The following is a 19,223-nucleotide window of genomic DNA, read 5'->3' as shown; positions in this document are numbered from 1 at the left end:
AAAATAAAACCCGGTCGAATCCTAAAGAATTGAATAAATAGAAGATAAACTTTCTATTACATCCTTTAACTTTGCCCCTCGAACATGGGTGATCCCGAATTATGGACAGATTTTCGTATATAGCTAACTCTGAAGCCGCTTACATCGACGACTTATACCGGGCCTACAAGCAGGACCCCGGCTCGGTGGATGGAAGTTGGCAGAAATTTTTTGAAGGTTTTGAGTTCTCCCAATCGTACGGCGAAAATGGGAACGGTGCCAACGGCCACACCACCGAGACGACGACTACAAAGCCCGTTATTGATACCAAACACGCTGAAAAAGAAGTTTCCGTTGCCAGTTTGATTAAAGCATACCGGTCACGGGGGCATTTGCTGGCCAAAACTAACCCCATCCGCAGCCGGAAAGACCGGAACCCACGCATAGGTTTGGAAGACTACGCCCTGTCGGAAGCCGATCTTGACACGATTTTTGAAGCGGGAACCCTGCTCGGAATCGGGCCGAGTTCGCTCCGTAAAATCATGGAGTCGCTGGAGAAAATCTACGCTGGCACCATCGGTTTCGAGTACATGTACATCCGCGAAATCGACGTTAAAAACTGGTTGCGGAACAAAATTGAAAAAGAAGCACTTGAATTCAATCCATCGCTGGACGAGAAAAAGCGGATTCTGGAGAAGCTGAACGAGGCTACGGTTTTTGAAAACTTTCTGCATACCAAATACTTAGGCCAGAAACGGTTTTCGCTCGAAGGGGGAGAAACCACCATTCCGGCGCTGGATGCCATCATCAATCGCGCGGGCGAACTGGGTGTTGAAGAGGTAATGATCGGGATGGCCCACCGGGGCCGTCTGAACGTGCTGGTGAACATCCTGGGCAAGTCGTACGAAGACGTGTTCAGCGGGTTTGAAGGCAATGTGCCCGACCAGGTGTTTGGCGACGGTGATGTGAAATACCACCTGGGGTATTCCAGCCTCATCGAAACCTCATCGGGCAAACAAGTCAGCCTGAAACTGGCCCCGAACCCCTCGCACCTGGAAGCCGTCAACCCGATCATCGAAGGGTTTGTTCGGGCGCAGGCCGATGAAGAATACGCCGGGAATTTCGACAAAATTCTGCCCATTCTGATCCACGGCGATGCCGCCGTAGCCGGACAGGGCATTGTGTACGAAGTGACCCAGATGGCGAAGCTGGAGGGCTATCAGACCGGTGGAACGCTGCACTTCGTGATCAACAACCAGGTCGGTTTTACCACGGATTTTGAAGATGCCCGTTCGTCAATTTATTGCTCGGATATTGCCAAGATCATCGATGCACCGGTTTTCCACGTCAACGGTGACGATCCGGAAGCCGTCATTTTTTGCGCCAAACTGGCGGTCGAATTCCGGGAGAAATTCAACCGGGATGTATTCATTGACATGGTTTGCTACCGCCGGTACGGCCACAACGAATCGGACGAACCGAAGTTCACCCAGCCAACGCTGTACAACGTCATCGAGAAACACGCCAACCCGCGCGAGATCTACAACAAAAAGCTGATTGAGCGGGGCGAGGTGGATGCCGAACTGGCTTCCAAAATGGACACGGCGTTCAAGAAGGAGTTGCAGGACCGGCTGGATATGGTGAAACAGAAAGCCGAGATTCCGTACAAACCGCTACGGCTCGACCGCGAGTGGGCGGAGTTGCGGGTGAGCAAACCGGAAGACTTCGAGCAGTCGCCCGAAACCGGCGTGCCGCTGGAAACACTCGAAAAAGTCGGCCAGGCGCTGGTTACGATTCCGAACGGCTTCAAGCCGCTGAAGCAGATCGACAAGCTGCTGAAAGACCGGCGGCAGATGATATTTGAAACCAAACAGGTCAACTGGGGCACGGCCGAACTGCTGGCCTACGGGTCGATTCTGTCGGAAAATAAAGTGGTTCGCCTGAGTGGTCAGGACGTTCAAAGGGGCACGTTCTCGCACCGGCACGCGGTTTTGCACGACTCTGAAACCAACGAAGCCTACAACTCGCTGGATTACATCGAGGGCAACCAGCAGAAAATGCAGATTTATAACTCACTGCTGTCGGAATACGGTGTATTGGGTTTTGAGTTTGGCTACTCGATGGCGGCCCCTCACGCGCTGGTCATCTGGGAAGCCCAGTTCGGTGACTTTTCGAATGGGGCACAGGTGATCATCGACCAGTTTGTCTCGTCCTGCGAATCGAAGTGGGGCCTGATGAACGGGTTGGTGATGCTGCTTCCACACGGCTACGAAGGCCAGGGCCCCGAACACTCCAACGCCCGGCCGGAACGCTACCTGCAACTGTCGGCCGAATACAACATGGTGGTGGCCAACGTAACGACCCCGGCCAACTTCTTCCACCTGCTGCGTCGGCAGTTGGCCTGGCCGTTCCGCAAACCGCTGATCGTAATGTCGCCCAAATCGTTGTTACGCCATCCGCAAGTAGTTTCTCCGCTGGAAGACCTTACCAAAGGAACGTTCAAAGAAGTACTGCCCGATCCGTACGCCATAGGCAAGAAAGTGAAACGGATTTTGCTGTGTACGGGTAAAATTTATTACGAACTGCTCGAAAAACAGCAGGCCGATAAACGTGAAGATGTGGCCATCATTCGGCTGGAGCAATTGCATCCGTTCCCGCAAAAACAACTTGATGCGATTCTGGCCCACTACAGCAAGAACGTTGAAACGGTGTGGGTGCAGGAAGAACCGTCGAACATGGGTGCGTGGACGTACCTGCTGCGCTCCGGACTGGATCTGAAACTGCAGGGTGTAACCCGGAAAAACAGTGCGTCGCCCGCAACCGGTTATTCCAAAGTACATAGTCAGGAACAGGCCGACATCATCCGTCGGGCTTTTGAATAAGGCTTACCAGTTACCACTTACCAGGAACGACCGGTAACTGACCACTGAAAACGAAGAGAAAATGGCAATAGAAATGAAAGTTCCCCCGGTTGGGGAGTCGATTACGGAGGTAACCGTTGGCGCGTGGCACAAGAAAGAGGGTGATTCGGTCAAGCGGGACGAAGTGTTGTGTGAGCTGGAGTCGGACAAAGCCTCGTTCGAGTTTCCGGCCGAAGCCGACGGCGTTCTGCACATCATGGCTCAGGAAGGCGATGTGTTGCCGATTGGAGCGGTTTTGTGTACCATCGAACCCGCCGGTGCCTCCAACGGCGCGGCTCCTGCCCCTCAGGCTGCTCCGGCCGAAGCTCCCAAACCGGCCGAACAACCGGCGGCTCCGCAACCAGAACCGGCCAAATCCGAACCGCAACCGGCTCCTGCCCCGGCGGCAGCTTCGGAATCAAAAGTGGTAGAAATGAAAGTACCCCCGGTGGGCGAATCCATTACCGAAGTAACGATTGCCTCCTGGAATAAAAAAGACGGCGACCGCGTGGAACTCGACGAAGTTTTGTGCGAACTCGAATCCGATAAAGCCACCTTCGAATTACCTTCTGAAGCGGCCGGAACCCTCCGGATTGTGGCCGAAGCCGGAGCAACCCTGGCAATCGGTGCGGTGATCTGCCGGATTGAAGTCGGCGCCGGAGCGGCTCAACCCGCCGAGCAACCAGCGGCTCCGGTTGCGAAGCCTGCTGCCCAACCCGCAGCGGCTCAACCCGCCGAGCAAGGCTATGCGGCCAATCATCCGTCGCCGGTGGCGGCCAAGATCCTGGCTGAAAAAGGCATCGATCCGAAAGAAGTGAACGGCACCGGCATTGGTGGCCGCATTACGAAAGAGGATGCGGTGAAAGCCGAAAAACCGGCAGCGGCTCCCCAGCCTGCTCCGGCCCCGAAACCGGCTCCTGCCCCGGCTGCTCCCGCTCCCGCATCGTCGGGCAGTGGCAACCGGGTTCAACGGCGCGAACGGATGACCTCTTTGCGGAAAACCATCGCCCGGCGGCTGGTGGCCGTGAAAAACGAAACCGCCATGCTGACGACCTTCAACGAGGTCGATATGAAGCCGATCATGGACCTGCGGGCGAAATACAAAGACAAGTTCAAGGAGAAACATGCCGTGGGCCTGGGCTTCATGTCGTTCTTCGCAAAGGCGGTTTGCATTGCCCTCCAGGACTTCCCGAACGTGAATGCGTCGATTGACGGCGATTCAATTGTCTATAACGATTTCTGCGATATTTCCATCGCCGTTTCGACGGAGCGTGGCCTGGTTGTACCCGTTGTTCGCAATGCCGAGAGCATGGACTTTGCCGGGATCGAAAAAGAAATCATTCGCCTGGCTGGTCTGGCCCGCGACAACAAACTGACCATCGAGCAGATGTCGGGCGGAACGTTCACGATCACCAACGGCGGGGTGTTTGGTTCGATGCTGTCGACGCCGATCATCAACGCACCCCAGTCGGCCATTCTCGGGATGCACAACATCGTGGAGCGGCCGGTAGTGATCAACGGCGAGATCGTCATTCGCCCGATCATGTACGTAGCGCTTTCGTACGACCACCGCATCATCGACGGCAAGGATTCGGTCAGCTTCCTTGTTCGGGTGAAGCAGTTGCTGGAAGATCCGGCGCGGATTTTACTGGGCGTTTAATATTCGCTTCATTGTGCTATTGTTAATCAAGGAGACGTGTCTAACGGCGCGTCTCCCTATTTTATAAAGGGAAACCAACGCCGTGATAAAACAAGTATCCATCCAAAATTTCAAATCGATTCTTGATTTATCGTTTCCGACGAAGCGGGTTAATGTGTTTATTGGCGAACCAAATTCGGGAAAATCGAATTTGTTGGAAGCGTTGAGTTTGTTCGGAATTGCAGAACATTTGGATTTGCCATCGTACATCCGCTTTGAAAATATACAGAATATCTTTTTTGATAATGATACTTATAAATCGATCAAGGTGCAGGCTGATAGTGATTCTGTAGAGTTCTCTATTCAAAATAAAGACGGCAAGGTTAAGCTGAAAAATAGCCAAGAATCTTTTGATTTTTTTATCAATATTGAAAAAGGTAAGTTTCAATGGAATACTACATACGGTGTGGACTTTGACTTAAGAGGGAGGTTTGATAAATATAAGCCCTATAATTTTTCTCCTTATTCTTTCGGTGAAAACAACAGCGATGGGTGGTCTTCACTTTCTCCTCCTGATGGGAAAAATCTATTTGAAGTGGTACAAACCAACAAAGCTCTTCGGGAAATAATTGCTGGTATTTTCTTAGAAAAAGGTTATAAATTAAACCTGAATGCTTCCCGCCGGGAAATCAATTTCGTTAAAGAGCAAGATAGCGTTTTATATACGTATCCGTATCAGTTACTATCAGATACGCTACAACGGGCTATTTTCTATACAGCGGTTCTGGAAAGTAATCGAGATTCTGTGATTTTGCTTGAAGAACCGGAAGCCAAGATGTTTCCTTTTTACACCAAGTATTTAGCCGAGAAGATCGCTCTAGATGAGTATTCGAACCAATTTTTTATTGCTACTCATAACCCCTACTTGCGGGCATCTATACTTGAAAAAACACCCATTGATGAGCTATCGATTAATGTAGTTTTTATGAAAGATTATAAAACTTATGTTTATCAACTACCAGAAAACCGCTTTTCTGAATTGTTTGATTATGGATCTGATGTGTTTTATAATTTGGAAAGATTATTGCCCGAATGAGACAAATTTTCCTGGAATGTAAGCCCGATGAAGCATTAGTCCGGCGTTTAGGCTTTCCACGCAGACTCGTAAAGCATCATAATGACAAGGGCAAAGTTTGCAATGTGTTAACGAAAACTGAGGCAACAATCGGTATGGTTGATGAAGATCCTAATACAACTCAACCCCGGTATCTAACCACACTAACCCGGTTGAATGAAGAATCATTATATAACTTGGCGGTGTACGTTGACGAGCAATCGAAAAACAAAGTTATTGTTGTCTGTCCCCGATTGGAAGAATGGATTCTCGGTATTACTAGCCAACACGCAGTTAAAATCAGCCAATTCGGATTGCCGGATAAGGCAAATAAGTTACACGACATTATAACAACCCGTCTTCAAAAATTTGAAGACTTAATTGATTATTTGGTGGATATAAAGTCTCCAGCTATCCTACATTTACAACGCTTACTCAATAGCTAACTCGAATAACTATGCAATACGACGTTATCGTCATCGGCTCCGGGCCGGGTGGCTACGTAGCCGCGATTCGCTGCGCTCAACTGGGCATGAAAACGGCCATCGTGGAAAAATACAAAACATTGGGCGGTACCTGCCTCAATGTCGGCTGTATTCCGTCGAAAGCCCTGCTCGATTCTTCGGAACATTTCTACAACGCGGCCCATACCTTCGCCGAACACGGCATCAAACTGGCTGATCTGCAGGTCGATCTGCCGCAGATGATCAAACGCAAGGAAGGCGTTGTGGAAGCCAATGTGACCGGTATTTCGTTCCTGATGAAGAAAAACAAAATCACGGTTCATCAGGGCTTTGGTTCGTTCGTTGATGCCAATACGCTGAAAGTCAAAAAGGACGACGGCAGCGAAGAACAGCTTACGACGAAGAACTTCATCATTGCCACGGGCTCAAAACCGTCCTCGTTCCCGTCGATGCCGATCGACAAAAAACGCATCATCACCTCCACTGAAGCGCTGACCTTGCAGGAAGTACCGAAACACCTGATCGTGATCGGGGCCGGGGTTATTGGTGCAGAACTGGGTTCTGTTTACGCCCGCATCGGTTCGAAAGTCTCGTTCGTGGAATTTGCGGATTCGATGATTCCGACGATGGACAAGACGATGGGCAAGGAACTGCAAAAAGCCATTAAAAAGCTGGGGGCCGATTTCTATTTCAGCCACAAGGTAACCAGCGTCGAAAATACCGGCGAAGGCGTGGTCGTGAAAGCCGATACGCCCAAAGGTGACCAAATTGCACTTGAAGGAGACTACTGCCTGGTGTCGGTCGGTCGGCGGCCGTACACCGATGGCCTGAACCTGGAAGCGGCCGGCTTGGCGACCGATAACCGGGGGCGCATTGAGGTGAACAACCACCTGCAAACGAAGGTGCCGAACATCTACGCCATCGGCGACGTCATTCGCGGGGCGATGCTGGCCCACAAAGCCGAAGAGGAAGGCGTATTCGTGGCCGAAACGCTGGCCGGACAAAAACCGCACATTAATTACCGGCTGATTCCGGGGGTGGTCTACACCTGGCCGGAAGTGGCGAGTGTGGGCTTCACAGAAGAAGAACTGAAGCAGGATGGAAAAGCATACAAAGTCGGGTCGTTTCCGTACAAGGCGCTGGGCCGCGCCCGGGCGTCGATGGACGTGGACGGTTTGGTAAAAGTGCTGGCCGATAAGCAAACCGACGAGATTCTGGGCATGCATATCATCGGTGCTCGGGCGGCTGATATGATCGCCGAGTGCGTGGTCGCGATGGAGTACCGGGCCTCCGCCGAGGACATCGCCCGGATTTCGCACGCTCACCCGACCTACACGGAAGCCATCAAAGAAGCCTGTCTGGCCGCGACCGAAAACCGGGCGATTCATATGTAACCGTACCCACGTATACCCACGGACTTTAGTCCGTGTGAGTCTATTTCATCCAGTAGTTGATACCAACTCAAAGGTTATCATAGCTCACACGGACTAAAGTCCGTGGGTATGTAACAATTTCATCCGATGAAAAAACTGCTACTTCTCTTTTGCCTTCTATCTCCGGTCGCCCGGGCGCAATCGAGCGCCGACTCGGTGACTATTCGCAAAATCTACAACGAAATTCTGAGCAACAGCCCGTCGTATGAATGGCTGCGGTATTTGACCCAACAGATCGGTCCCCGATTGAGTGGATCGGAAGGCGCGCAGAAAGCCGTCGACTGGACGAAGCAATTGATGGAAAAACAAGGCTTCGACCGGGTGTTTTTGCAGGAAGTGATGGTACCACACTGGGTTCGCGGGGCGAAGGAAATGGCGTATATTCAGAACGGAAAGCAAAAGACGACAGTACCGATTGCGGCTTTGGGCGGTTCCGTCGCCACACCGTCTAAAGGCATCGAAGCGCAGGTTGTTGAAGTCAAAAACTTCCAGGAATTGCGGGAGTTGGGTGCGGAAAAAGTAAAGGGTAAGATTGTTTTCTTTAACCGCCCGATGGACCCCACCAAACTGAACACGTTTGAAGCCTACGCCGGAGCGGTTGACCAGCGGGGCAACGGAGCCTCGGAAGCCAGCCGACTCGGGGCGGTAGGTGCTATCATCCGCTCCATGACGACGGCGATGGACGATAATCCGCACACCGGCAGCATGCGTTACGCGACCGGCGTGCCGCTGATTCCGGCTGCGGCCATCAGCACCAACGGCGCCGAACGGCTTAGCAAAGCGCTGAAAGAAAACCCGAATCTGACCTTTTACTTCAAACAAAGCTGCGAAAGCCTGCCGGATGCCAAATCCTACAACGTTGTCGGCGAAATCAAAGGATCGGAAAAACCGGATGAGATCATCGTGGTCGGCGGCCACCTCGATTCCTGGGATTTGGGACAGGGTGCCCACGACGACGGTGCGGGCTGCGTTCAGTCCATTGAAGTGCTGCGCGCGCTGAAAGCCCTGGGCATCAAGCCGAAACGGACAATTCGGGCGGTGATGTTCATGAACGAGGAAAACGGACTGCGGGGCGGAGTCGGCTATGCGGATTACGCCAAAAAAAACAACGAAAAACATATCGCGGCCGTCGAGTCGGACAACGGCGGTTTTACACCACGCGGTTTTGGCATCGTTGGCACAGCGGAACAACGGGCGAAGGCGATGGCCTGGAAACCATTACTGGCACCGTACGGCCTGCACGAGATCGGGGCTGGTTCGGGTGGGGCGGATATTGGGCCGCTGGCACAGCTCGGTACGGTGTTGTTTGGTTTTAAACCCGACTCACAGCGGTATTTCGATTTCCACCACACGGGTATCGACCGGTTCGAGGGCGTCAACAAGCGCGAACTCGAACTCGGAGCCGCGTCGATGGCGGCTTTGGTCTATTTGCTGGATCGCTATGGACTTTAAGGCTAGGTGGTTACACAGGGTTTATCAGAGGAAATCAGAGTTGATTAGGGTTTTCTCTGATACCCTCCGATCCTCTGATAAACCCTGTGTAATAATCAACCTCCCTTCAACTTCTCATTATTCAGATGCCGCGTCGCATCCCGGACGTTTTTTTTCTCCAGGTTTTTCTGAAAAGCCGCCGTCAGATCCACACCGGTTTGGTTGGCGAGGCAGAGCAGGACCCACAGCACATCGGCCATTTCGTCGCCCAAATCCTTGTTTTTATCCGACTCTTTCTCCGATTGTTCGCCGTAGCGCCGGGCGATGATCCGGGCTACTTCGCCGACCTCCTCGGTCAGCATCGCCATATTCGTCAGTTCATTGAAATACCGGACGCCGACGGTTTTGATCCAGGCATCGACGGTATCCTGCGCTTCGCGTAGTGTCATTATTCTCCAAAGTTAAGCCTGCAAAGCTATTGTTTTCGTGAATAACGCGTTATACCGGGAACTGCCAACGCAAATTATTCCGTAAATAATACCAATATTTAAGGGAATCAGGTAAGTTTGTCAGGTTGAGCCCTTTACTGTTGAACGACCGTATTGCGTATGAACGCCCGACCCGACTCCACCAACGACCTGGCCTACTGGAAGGCTTTCCGCGAGGGAAGTGAATCGGCGTTTGCGGCTTTATATTCAGCACATTACCGGCACCTAATGAACTACGGGCGACGGTTTGGCGCGGATGCAGCCACTGCCGAGGATGCCATTCACGATGTATTTGTTGACCTCTGGAATTACCGCCGGACGTTGACTCAACCCCAATCCGTACAGTCTTACCTGCTGAAAACCTTTCGGAACCGCCTGATCAGCCAGCTTACGGAGCGGCAGCGTCGGTTTGCTCACGTCGAGGTGGAAGAGCAGTTTGGCCTGTTGCCGACCGAACCGTCGGCCGAGGACCGGCTGGTGGAAGACAACATAAGTTGGGAACAACAGCAACAGATGCAGGGAGCACTGAAAACCCTGTCGCCCCGTCAGCAGGAAATCCTGTACCTCCGCTATTTTACCGATCTGGACTACGACGAAATCTGCGCCGTCATGGGCATCACCTACAACACCGCCCGAACCCAACTTTATCAGGCTCTGACCGCCCTCCGAAAACGACTCGAAACCAACTGGCCGGTGTTGCTGTGGTTTTTCGGCCTGACAAAAGACCTTTGAGTCGGCAGATCGAAATTTTTTGCAAATTTTTCCTGCTGGCATACTACAAAACGCCCGGTTTCCACTCTTACCGTTGATTGACTTCCCAACACGGCATGAAACCGCTGGACTATTACGCTACACTCGACGCCCTTGAACTCGCCCGCGACCCGGATTTCCGGGCCTGGGTCACGCAGCCCACTCCCGAACAAGATCGGTTTTGGGAATCGATGAAAACGCTTTTTCCCCGGCAACAACCCACCCTTGAGCAGGCTCGCTGGCTGGTGTTAGGGCTGGAAGCCACCTGGCAGGAAATTCCCGAACCAGCCGTTACGGCCTCGTTCCAACGGCTTCGGCAGAAGCAACAGGTTCGGCAACCGGCCCCCCGACGCACGGTTTTTCCGCCGGTTTTTTACCGGTATGCCGCAGCGGTGGCCGCCGTACTGCTGGCTGGTTTGGGATGGTGGTATTCGACCCACACAGAAACGCCCATCGAATACCGGACGGCTTACGGACAGATTCAGACCATCACGCTGCCTGATGGAACCGTCGTGACCCTGAACGCCAACTCATTACTAACGATGGCGGCCGACTGGCAAACCGAAAACCAGCGCGAAGTGCGGCTGACAGGGGAGGCTTTTTTTGATGTCAACAAAAAACCGCTTGGTCGGCGCATGCCGTTTGTTGTGCATACCGGAGCGGCCGATGTGGTGGTATTGGGCACGCGCTTTAACGTGAACACCCGTCGGGCACGCATGCAGGTGGTCTTGCAGGAGGGAAAGGTAAAGATCGATTTGCCAAAACAGCCCGATTTGCTGATGCAGCCGGGTGATCTGGTGGAAACGACGAATGGCCAACCCATCGTTCGCCGGACACGGGTGAATGCCGACCGGTACGTGGCCTGGCGTGAAAACCTGCTGGTGTTTGATGATGAATCGGTTAGTGAAATTGTACAGCGGTTAAAGGACCAGTACGATTTGACCGTTCGGGTGTCCGATTCAAAACTGCTGACCGAGCGCATCTCCCTGTCGGCACCGGCCGACAACCCGGATTTACTGTTGCGTCTGCTGGCCGAAACTTTCCACTTACAAATCCACAAACAGAAAAATCAGATTGTTTTATCCCGTTAAACCCATGAATAAATCCCTACCATTCGTTATCCATCTGGCCATGTTGGGCGCGTGGTGCCTGACCACCACGGCCCAGGCCCAAATGATGGCGTCGTCGGCGATTCGCCACCCGCATCAACCTGTACATGCCTTATTTCGGCCGCTCCAGAGTGCAAATCCGACCGTTCGTTCGCTTAGTGCTGTTTTGCAGGACCTCGAACGGAAATACAACATCCGGTTTACGTTTCAGCGGAAAACCCTGCGCGACAAAACCGTAACGTTGCCGCTGCCGGAACTCGCTGATCGGGAAGCGGTTCTGAACGCCGTCCTGAAACCAAATAACCTGACGTTCCGAAAAGTGGATGAGCAGTATTACGTGATTGTTGAAGCCGACAACGGAACAAGCCAGCTTCAGCACAGCCTGTCACCCCTGCAGGAAAGCCCGTCGTTACAAACCCGGTCGGTGACGTTGTCCGACGATCGCATGAACCTGGCCCTTCCGGCGGCTTTGGTCATGCGACACACGGCGGAAATGACCGTTCAGGAACGCCGGGTGTCGGGACGGGTGACGGCCGAAGAAAACGCCGATGGTCTGCCGGGGGTGAGTGTGGCCCTGAAAGGAACCACGCGCGGGACGACCACCGATCCTTCAGGTAATTACAGCCTGACGATTCCAAACGAAGGCGGGACGCTTGTATTTAGTTTTATCGGCTACCTGTCGCAGGAAGTGCCGGTGGGGAGCCAGTCGACGGTGAATGTGAGCCTGAAACAGTCCGACCAGACGCTGAGCGAAGTGGTGGTGGTTGGGTACGGAACGCAGCAAAAACGCGACGTGACCGGTTCCATCGCGTCCATCAGCACCAAAACCATTAAAGATCAGCCGGTTCCAAACATTGTAGAGGGCCTGACCGGACGACTGCCGGGCGTACTGATTCAACAAAATACCGGTGCGCCGGGCAATAGTCCCTCCATCAAAATCCGGGGGCTAGGGTCGATCAGCGCCGGAAACGGACCGCTGGTCGTGATCGACGGACAGCCGTTGAGCTCGGGTGAGCTAGCCAACGGAGGAGGGCTTAACCTGTTGAACCCAAACGATATTGATAAAATTGACATTCTGAAAGATGCCTCGGCGACGGCTATTTACGGATCGCGGGGGGCCAACGGGGTTGTGGTGGTGACGACGAAGCGCGGGAAGTCGGGCCAGTCGCGGCTAAACTTCGATTACTACACCGGCATTCAGCAGATTACCAAGAAAATGGACATGCTGAATGCGCAGCAGTTTGCTGAATTTTCGAAAGAGGCCTTCAACAATGCCTATCTCGAACGGGTCACCGGAGCCAGAATCGACGATCCCAACAGCGTTCGTCCGGCCGGACAACGCTACCGGTATCCGCGCGGGGAGATTGCAGGTGTCAACTTCGACAATCCGGGCAGCTTGCCGAACTACGATTATCAGGACATGATTTTTCAGAATGCGCCGATTAGCAGCTACCAGCTAAGCGCGTCGGGGGGAAGCGAGAAAATGCAGTACATGGTTTCGGGAAATTACCTGAAGCAGGATGGCGTAGTCAAACGCTCGGGCATCGACCGGTACACGGTGCGGACGAATATCGACGCCCAATTGACGCCCTACCTGAAAATGGGGGTGAGCCTAAGCCCTTCTTTTACGGTGGAAGACCGGGTGAACACCGACGGGCACTGGGCCAGCAACGGGGTCATCAATGCGGCCTTGAGCCTGCCGCCGTTTATTCCGATTTACCAACCCAATTCAACGGTTTACAACTCGCAAGCCTATTACGCAGCTCCGTACGACTGGCCCGGTATTACCAATCCGGTAGCCAATATTTACGAAATTGATAATCAGGTTCGGACCACCCGATTGCTGGGCAATGCCTACGCCGAAGTGAAGCTGCCTTTTGGGATTCTGTACCGGGGAACGATCGGGGCCGACATCCGGCAGTCACGGCAGAATTACTACCAGACATCGGCCCTGCCGCTGAACCAGTTGTTGCCACCGACGGCCAACTCGGCGTATGCCGAAAACGCCCAGGAACTGAACTGGGTCACGAACCACACGCTGAATTACCTGAAAGAAATCGGGAGTACGCACCGCATCGAGGTATTGCTGGGTCTGGAAAGCCAGAAAAATGATTTTGAACGGACCCGCATTGATGCCAACAACTTCCCGAACGACCTGGTCCGGACGGTCAATGCCGGAACCATCATCGGAACGAACTCAGCACGGAACCTGCGCGACCAGTGGTCGCTGGCGTCGTACTTTGGCCGGGTTGCTTATTCGTTCAAAGATCGTTACCTGTTCAATGCGTCGATTCGGCGGGATGGCTCGTCGCGGTTTGGGGCCAACAATCGCTGGGGCACGTTCCCGTCGGCATCGGTCGGCTGGCGGGTATCGGAAGAGTCGTTCCTGAAAAGCAACCGAATCATTTCGGAACTGAAATTGAAAGCGAGCTACGGACTTTCCGGAAACAACGCTTTTACCAGTAATTACCCGGCTATCGGTTTGCTGGGGCCGGACAACTACGTGCTGGGGAATGCGTTGGCGAACGGGCTGGCCGTCAACACCATTGGGAACGAAAACCTGACTTGGGAGAAAAGCCGCCAGACTGACATTGGTCTGGAGCTGGGTGTGCTGAGTAACCGCATTTTCCTGACCGCGGATTACTACAGCCGGATCACGACCGATCTGTTGCTGGCCGTGCAGGTGCCCACACTGACCGGTTTTTCGTCGGCCGTCCGCAACATCGGGAAAGTGGAAAACAAAGGGCTGGAACTGGCGCTGAACACCCGCAACCTGACGGGCGAATTTAGCTGGAGTACGGACCTGAACTTCTCGTTCAACCGCAACAAAGTGCTGGCGCTCGGACCTACCGGCGACCCCATCCGCAGCGGAACGGGCGTCGGGGAGACAAACATTACGATGATTGGGCAGCCGTTGGGCAGTTTCTACGGGTACAACCAACTTGGTGTTTTCCGGAATCAGGCTGAACTCGACGCCTACCCGCACTTTGCCGATTCGCGCCCGGGTGACGTAAAGTATGAAGACGTGAACAAAGACGGAAAAGTGGACGCTAACGACCGGACGTTGATTGGCAACAACCAGCCCGATTTTATCTACGGAGTCACCAATACGTTCACGTTCAAAGGGTTTGATCTGGGTATTGTCATCCAGGGTGTTCAAGGCGCTACGATTCTGAACCTGTCGCGCCGGTTTTACGAAAACCTCGAAGGAAACGCCAACGCACTGACGACGGTGCTGGATCGCTGGCGGTCGCCGGACCAGCCGGGCGATGGGGTAACACCCCGGGCCAACACCCGGACCACCGGCAACAACAATGCGGTTTCATCGCGCTGGGTCGAAAATGCCAGCTATTTCCGGATTCGGAACATTACGCTGGGCTACAACCTGCCGAAAACCCTGATCCAACGTGCTAAACTCCAAAATGTGCGGTTGTATGGCGGGGTACAAAATGCCCTGACGGTTTCGAAGTACCTCGGCTATAATCCGGAGGTGAGCGGCTACGAGGGCCCGCTGACGGGTGGAGTCGATTACGGCAGCTACCCGCTGGCCCGCACCTACACGATCGGTATCAACATTGGCCTTTAAATCTGAACTATCATGAAACGAAACTATTGGTTGGTTGCGCTTTTAAGTCTCGCACTGACGAGTTGCAAGGAGGATTTTCTGGCGCTTTCGCCCATTTCACAGGCCAGCACGGCCACCTTTTACAACACGAGTTCGGATCTGCTGAACGCCCTGAACGGCGCATACGGCGCGTTGCAATCCAACGGGCAGTACGGACAGTATTATGTGGTCTCGGAAATCCCCTCCGACGACACCCGCCCGGTTTTGTCGGGTTCGGTCACGGACCAGGATGAATTTGACAAGTTTTACCTGCGGACGACCAATCCGTTCCTGGCTGCCCGCTGGAGCGATGGCTACCGGGGTATTTACCGCTGCAACGCCATCATCGACCGGAGCGCGGGCGTGACGATGGACGAAACGCTGAAAAACCGGATCGTCGGCGAAGCCAAGTTCCTGCGGGCGCTGATGTATTTCAACCTCGTCCGGGTGTTTGGCGACGTGCCGCTGGTCGTGAAGGAAATCACCGATCCACAGGAAGGGTATAACTACGGCCGATCGCCGGTTGCTGATGTTTACGCGCAGATTATTAAGGATTTGACGGAAGCGGAAGGCGTTCTGGATGTGAGCTACACCGGTGCGAACGTGGGCCGGGCCACGCGCGGAGCGGCTAAATCATTGTTGGGTAAGGTTTATCTGACGCAGAAAAGATACGCGGACGCGGCCAACAAACTGAAGGAAGTGATCGATGCCGGAACGTATGACTTGCTGCCCACGTACGCTGCGGTTTTTCAGGCGTCGAACAAGAACCACAAGGAGTCGATTTTTGATGTGCAGTATAAAAAAGGCAGCATCGGCGAGGGCAGTAATTTTGCCAACCAGTATGCACCCGAAAATTCAGGAAACGCGGTTATTCAGTTTGGAGGAGCCGGAAATAACCAGCCAACACCGGACTTGATTGCGGCTTACGAGCCCGGTGATTTGCGGAAAGATGTCTCCCTGGCGACGAGTTATACCAATGCGAGTGGCGTTCGGGTGGATTACAATTTTGTCCGGAAATACCGCGACGCGCCCGTGATCAACAACGATTCGGAAGACAACTGGCCGGTGCTGCGCTACGCCGATGTGTTGCTGATGTACGCCGAAGCCCTGAACGAAACCGGCAAAACCGCCGATGCGCTGCCGTTCCTGAACCGCATCCGCCAGCGGGCCGGACTTGCCGCCAAAACCGCTACGGAGGTGGGGACACAGGCCGCCATGCGGACGGCGCTGGAGCAGGAACGACGCGTCGAACTGGCGTTTGAGGGTCACCGCTGGTTTGATCTGGTCCGGACGGGCCGGGCGCTGGACGTGCTGAGAGCCAAAGCCACTGCCATTGGCATTAAAACCAACCTGACCGACAACAACCTGGTTTTCGCCATTCCGCAAAGCCAGATCGACATCAATTCGTCCAAGATCAAGCAGAATCCGGGGTATTAAAAGAATGATAAATGCAAAATGATGAATGTAAAAGTATCGGAGTGACTTGCACTTTTACATTCATCATTTTGCATTTATCATTCCTCTTGTCTCTCGCTGGTCGCTTCCTTTGGCTAACTCAGTAGATTCTTGATCATCAGCGTCTTTGTCGTTCGTATACAACGGTAAAGACGCTTTTTTATGAATCGTCGCTATTTCCTGAAAACGACCACCCTGGCTGGACTAGGCGGTTTTATTGTTCGGATGGCCAACGGAAAACCGCTGGAAGTACCGGTCCGGGCCTTAACCCGCGGGCCGGGCTTTCATTGGTTTGGCTACTACGACAAACTGCAATTCGATCCGACGAATCGGTATGTGCTCGGGATGCAGGTCGGTTTTGAAGGGCGCTCCCCCACGGCCGACGATGTGATCAAAATCGGCCTGATCGATTTGCGGAAAGGTGACTCCTGGACGGAGTTGGGCGAAAGCCGGGCCTGGGGCTGGCAGCAGGGCTGCATGTTGCAGTGGGTACCCGGATCGGTTTCGGAAGTAATCTGGAACGACCGCGTGGGCGATCAGTACGTGAGCCACATCGTGGATGTGTTCACCCGGAAGAAACGGACACTGCCGAAAGCAGTTTACGCGTTGAGCCCCGATGGCCGTTGGGCCATCGGAACCGAGTTTAGCCGGATTCAGGATTTACGGCCGGGTTACGGCTACGCGGGTGTCCGCGATCCGTTTTATGATGAAAAAGCTCCGAAGGACATTGGCTTGTATCGTCTGGATCTGAAAACCGGCGAAACGAAACTGCTGTTTTCGCTGGCCGAAGCGGCAGCCATTCCGCACAAAGGCAGTACGGTTGAAGACAACTTTCACTGGTTCAATCACTTGCTGGTCAATACCGATGGGTCGCGCCTGACGTTTTTGCACCGCTGGCGGGCTAAACGCGAAGACCGCCAGGTGATGGCCCGGACCAATTTCGTTACCCGGATGTTTACGATGAACCCCGATGGCACCGACCGGTTTATCATTGATCCCTCCGGTTTTACGTCCCATTTTGTCTGGCGCGATCCGGCCACCATCTGCGCATACACCAAACCGGACGGCCAGCCGCAGGCGTTTTATTTGCTTGAAGATAAAACCGGTAAGATCGAGCTAATCAAAACCGATAAAATGCCGGTGAATGGTCACCAGACGTATGTGCCACAACGGAATAACGAGTGGTTGCTGAACGATAATTACGCCCGGAACGGAAGTTCGAACGCCAAAGACCGGAATCAGACCCCCTACCTATATCACCTGCCGACCGACCGACGGATCGACCTTGGCCACTTTCCAGCGGGTGAAAGCTACGTGGGTGAGTGGCGTTGCGACCTCCACCCGCGAACCAGCAACGACGGTAACTGGGTCTGCATCGATTCGACCCACGGCGGCAACGGGCGGCAGTTGTATCTGCTGGATTTGCGGGGAAGTATGAGTTAAGAATTAAGAGTTGGCTGACGCGTTCAATTCGATTGAAGCAGAGCCAGCTCTTAACTCTTAATTCTTCACTCTTCAAACGCCAGCTCCCGCAGCATCGCCATCGTCACGTAGCGGAGGACACTCTGGTGGGTGCTGGCTAGTAAAACCGGTGGGGCGACTCCAGCTTCGTAGGCTTCCCGCCAGCGCAGCACATGCAGACACCAGCGGTCGCCGGGTTTGAGGCCAGGAAAGCGCAGCTCCGGGCGGGGCGTCATCAGATCGTTGCCCCGGTTGCGGGAAAACTCCAGAAATTGCCGGGTGACGATGGCGCACACGAGGTGCTGGCCCTGGTTCTCGTCGTCGGTGCGACAAAAACCGTCGCGGAAAAAGCCCGTCAGCGGGTTCATACAACAACATTCGAGGGGGTTGCCGTAAACGTTAATTGCATTCATACAAGGATACTGGATAATCCAGCACCCAAATTAGCGGATAACGGCTTTGATCACAACGGGTTGGTGATCCGACGGATACCGTTGGTCTTTCGCGTCGGTCAAAACCCCGTATTTCAGCACGTCGATGCCCTTTTTAACGAAAATGTAGTCGATCCGGTTTTTCATCGGCGCGTCGTGCTTGAAACTGTTGAAGGTGCCGACCGGACCGTAGGGCGGCTGGGCCGTAACCTTGTACGAATCGTTGAGGAGCGTTTCCAGCGTTTTCACCTGCTCGGTTTCCGGCGTCGAGTTGAGGTCGCCAACCAAAATTACCGGCGCATCTTTGGCAATTTCCTGGATTTTCTGCACCATCAGTTTGCCCGACTGCCGACGCGCTTCGACGCCCTGGTGGTCGAAGTGAACGCTGAAAAAGTAAAACTCTTTTTTCGTCGTCAAATCCCGAAACTGCGCCCAGGAGCAGATGCGGTTGCAGCAGGTGGCGTCCCAGCCTTTGCCGGGTTTGTCGGGCGTTTCGCTCAGCCAGAAGTCGCCGGATTTCAGCACTTTAAAGCGGTCTTTCTTGTAGAAAATAGCCGAGTGTTCGCCCGCCTGTTTGCCATCGTCGCGACCGGCCCCGAGGAAGGCAAATTCGTTCAGTTCGGCGATGCCTTCGAGTTGGTCGCGCAGTCCTTCCTGCGTTCCGAACAGGTCAAATTCATGGTAGCGGATGAGGGCCTTGACGTCTTCCTTGCGGTTCGGCCAGGCGTTGATGCCGTCGTTTTTGGTGTTATACCGAATATTGTAGGTGGCAACGACTAGCGGGGTGTTCTTCTGGGAAAAAGCGTCGTGGGTAATCAAAAAGGTCGTCAGCAGAAATAGAAAGGTTAGTCTCATTGTGGATTTTTGGGTTTAAATGGGGATTATTACACAGGGTTAATCGGAGAACATCAGAGGTAACCAGAGAAATCCCTGATAACCTCTGATGCTCTCCGATTAACCCTGTG

Annotated in this window: 14 protein-coding genes; 11 read left to right on the top strand and 3 right to left on the bottom strand. The window is 53.6% G+C overall.

Annotated elements, in window-relative coordinates; genetic code table 11:
- The first annotated feature begins 101 nt into the window (after positions 1-101).
- The 6 genes from ACO2Q8_RS21270 (at position 102) to ACO2Q8_RS21245 (ending at position 8,981) form a co-directional block, all read left to right on the top strand.
- Entirely contained in the window at positions 102-2,861 is a 2,760-nt protein-coding gene (locus ACO2Q8_RS21270; RefSeq protein WP_423346874.1) for a 2-oxoglutarate dehydrogenase E1 component, read from the top strand.
- A gap of 61 nt (positions 2,862-2,922) precedes the next feature.
- A complete protein-coding gene (gene odhB / locus ACO2Q8_RS21265) occupies positions 2,923-4,539 on the top strand; it encodes a 2-oxoglutarate dehydrogenase complex dihydrolipoyllysine-residue succinyltransferase (RefSeq protein WP_423346873.1) in 1,617 nt (538 codons plus the stop codon).
- An 82-nt stretch (positions 4,540-4,621) separates the two neighbouring features.
- The gene (locus ACO2Q8_RS21260; protein WP_423346872.1) at positions 4,622-5,614 is read left to right on the top strand and encodes an AAA family ATPase; all 993 of its coding nucleotides are present in this window, start codon (positions 4,622-4,624) and stop codon (positions 5,612-5,614) included.
- Complete coding sequence (locus tag ACO2Q8_RS21255) at positions 5,611-6,078, top strand: hypothetical protein (RefSeq protein ID WP_423346871.1); 468 nt, start codon at positions 5,611-5,613, stop codon at positions 6,076-6,078. The genes ACO2Q8_RS21260 and ACO2Q8_RS21255 overlap by 4 nt, the downstream gene beginning before the upstream one ends.
- An 11-nt stretch (positions 6,079-6,089) precedes the next feature.
- Positions 6,090-7,490, top strand: a complete 1,401-nt coding sequence (gene lpdA, locus ACO2Q8_RS21250) for a dihydrolipoyl dehydrogenase (protein ID WP_423346870.1) — start codon at positions 6,090-6,092, stop codon at positions 7,488-7,490.
- A gap of 126 nt (positions 7,491-7,616) precedes the next feature.
- Positions 7,617-8,981, top strand: a complete 1,365-nt coding sequence (locus ACO2Q8_RS21245) for a M20/M25/M40 family metallo-hydrolase (protein ID WP_423346869.1) — start codon at positions 7,617-7,619, stop codon at positions 8,979-8,981.
- A 95-nt stretch (positions 8,982-9,076) separates the two neighbouring features.
- Here ACO2Q8_RS21245 and ACO2Q8_RS21240 read toward each other — a convergent pair whose 3' ends face one another.
- Positions 9,077-9,409, bottom strand: coding sequence for a nucleotide pyrophosphohydrolase (locus tag ACO2Q8_RS21240; protein ID WP_423346868.1), 333 nt, complete (start codon positions 9,407-9,409; stop codon positions 9,077-9,079).
- 159 nt (positions 9,410-9,568) lie between these two features.
- Here ACO2Q8_RS21240 and ACO2Q8_RS21235 point away from each other — a divergent pair, with 159 nt between their 5' ends.
- The 5 genes from ACO2Q8_RS21235 to ACO2Q8_RS21215 all read left to right on the top strand — a co-directional run bounded on the left by ACO2Q8_RS21235 (position 9,569) and on the right by ACO2Q8_RS21215 (position 17,809).
- The gene (locus tag ACO2Q8_RS21235; protein WP_423346867.1) at positions 9,569-10,180 is read left to right on the top strand and encodes an RNA polymerase sigma factor; all 612 of its coding nucleotides are present in this window, start codon (positions 9,569-9,571) and stop codon (positions 10,178-10,180) included.
- A gap of 95 nt (positions 10,181-10,275) precedes the next feature.
- A complete protein-coding gene (locus ACO2Q8_RS21230; protein ID WP_423346866.1) occupies positions 10,276-11,289 on the top strand; it encodes a FecR family protein in 1,014 nt (337 codons plus the stop codon).
- A gap of 4 nt (positions 11,290-11,293) precedes the next feature.
- The gene (locus tag ACO2Q8_RS21225) at positions 11,294-14,893 is read left to right on the top strand and encodes a SusC/RagA family TonB-linked outer membrane protein (protein WP_423346865.1); all 3,600 of its coding nucleotides are present in this window, start codon (positions 11,294-11,296) and stop codon (positions 14,891-14,893) included.
- A 12-nt stretch (positions 14,894-14,905) separates the two neighbouring features.
- On the top strand, positions 14,906-16,348 hold the full coding sequence (locus ACO2Q8_RS21220; protein ID WP_423346864.1) for a RagB/SusD family nutrient uptake outer membrane protein: 1,443 nt from the start codon (positions 14,906-14,908) through the stop codon (positions 16,346-16,348).
- A 180-nt stretch (positions 16,349-16,528) separates the two neighbouring features.
- Positions 16,529-17,809, top strand: coding sequence for a hypothetical protein (locus ACO2Q8_RS21215; RefSeq protein ID WP_423346863.1), 1,281 nt, complete (start codon positions 16,529-16,531; stop codon positions 17,807-17,809).
- Positions 17,810-17,874: 65 nt separating this feature from the next.
- Here the strand turns inward: ACO2Q8_RS21215 and ACO2Q8_RS21210 are convergent, their stop codons facing one another.
- Positions 17,875-18,195 carry a DUF2237 family protein gene (locus tag ACO2Q8_RS21210; RefSeq protein ID WP_423346862.1) on the bottom strand — a complete coding sequence of 107 codons (321 nt, stop codon included), beginning with the start codon at positions 18,193-18,195 and terminating at the stop codon, positions 17,875-17,877.
- A gap of 75 nt (positions 18,196-18,270) precedes the next feature.
- A complete protein-coding gene (locus ACO2Q8_RS21205; protein WP_423346861.1) occupies positions 18,271-19,113 on the bottom strand; it encodes an endonuclease/exonuclease/phosphatase family protein in 843 nt (280 codons plus the stop codon).
- Positions 19,114-19,223: the final 110 nt, after the last annotated feature.

It is taken from the genome of Larkinella sp. VNQ87 (assembly GCF_049445795.1).
Lineage (GTDB): Bacteria > Bacteroidota > Bacteroidia > Cytophagales > Spirosomataceae > Larkinella.
This window is presented reverse-complemented; position numbering and strand designations above follow the sequence as displayed.

What these genes read in the sequence shown, in the direction of transcription:
- odhB (WP_423346873.1), top strand. Translation starts at nt 2,923, where the DNA reads ATGGCAATAGAAATGAAAGTTCCCCCGGTTGGGGAGTCGATTACGGAG.
- ACO2Q8_RS21215 (WP_423346863.1), top strand. Translation starts at nt 16,529, where the DNA reads ATGAATCGTCGCTATTTCCTGAAAACGACCACCCTGGCTGGACTAGGC.
- ACO2Q8_RS21235 (WP_423346867.1), top strand. Translation starts at nt 9,569, where the DNA reads ATGAACGCCCGACCCGACTCCACCAACGACCTGGCCTACTGGAAGGCT.
- ACO2Q8_RS21230 (WP_423346866.1), top strand. Translation starts at nt 10,276, where the DNA reads ATGAAACCGCTGGACTATTACGCTACACTCGACGCCCTTGAACTCGCC.
- ACO2Q8_RS21245 (WP_423346869.1), top strand. Translation starts at nt 7,617, where the DNA reads ATGAAAAAACTGCTACTTCTCTTTTGCCTTCTATCTCCGGTCGCCCGG.
- ACO2Q8_RS21255 (WP_423346871.1), top strand. Translation starts at nt 5,611, where the DNA reads ATGAGACAAATTTTCCTGGAATGTAAGCCCGATGAAGCATTAGTCCGG.
- ACO2Q8_RS21205 (WP_423346861.1), bottom strand. Translation starts at nt 19,113, where the DNA reads ATGAGACTAACCTTTCTATTTCTGCTGACGACCTTTTTGATTACCCAC.
- ACO2Q8_RS21220 (WP_423346864.1), top strand. Translation starts at nt 14,906, where the DNA reads ATGAAACGAAACTATTGGTTGGTTGCGCTTTTAAGTCTCGCACTGACG.
- ACO2Q8_RS21225 (WP_423346865.1), top strand. Translation starts at nt 11,294, where the DNA reads ATGAATAAATCCCTACCATTCGTTATCCATCTGGCCATGTTGGGCGCG.
- ACO2Q8_RS21270 (WP_423346874.1), top strand. Translation starts at nt 102, where the DNA reads ATGGACAGATTTTCGTATATAGCTAACTCTGAAGCCGCTTACATCGAC.
- ACO2Q8_RS21240 (WP_423346868.1), bottom strand. Translation starts at nt 9,409, where the DNA reads ATGACACTACGCGAAGCGCAGGATACCGTCGATGCCTGGATCAAAACC.
- lpdA (WP_423346870.1), top strand. Translation starts at nt 6,090, where the DNA reads ATGCAATACGACGTTATCGTCATCGGCTCCGGGCCGGGTGGCTACGTA.
- ACO2Q8_RS21210 (WP_423346862.1), bottom strand. Translation starts at nt 18,195, where the DNA reads ATGAACCCGCTGACGGGCTTTTTCCGCGACGGTTTTTGTCGCACCGAC.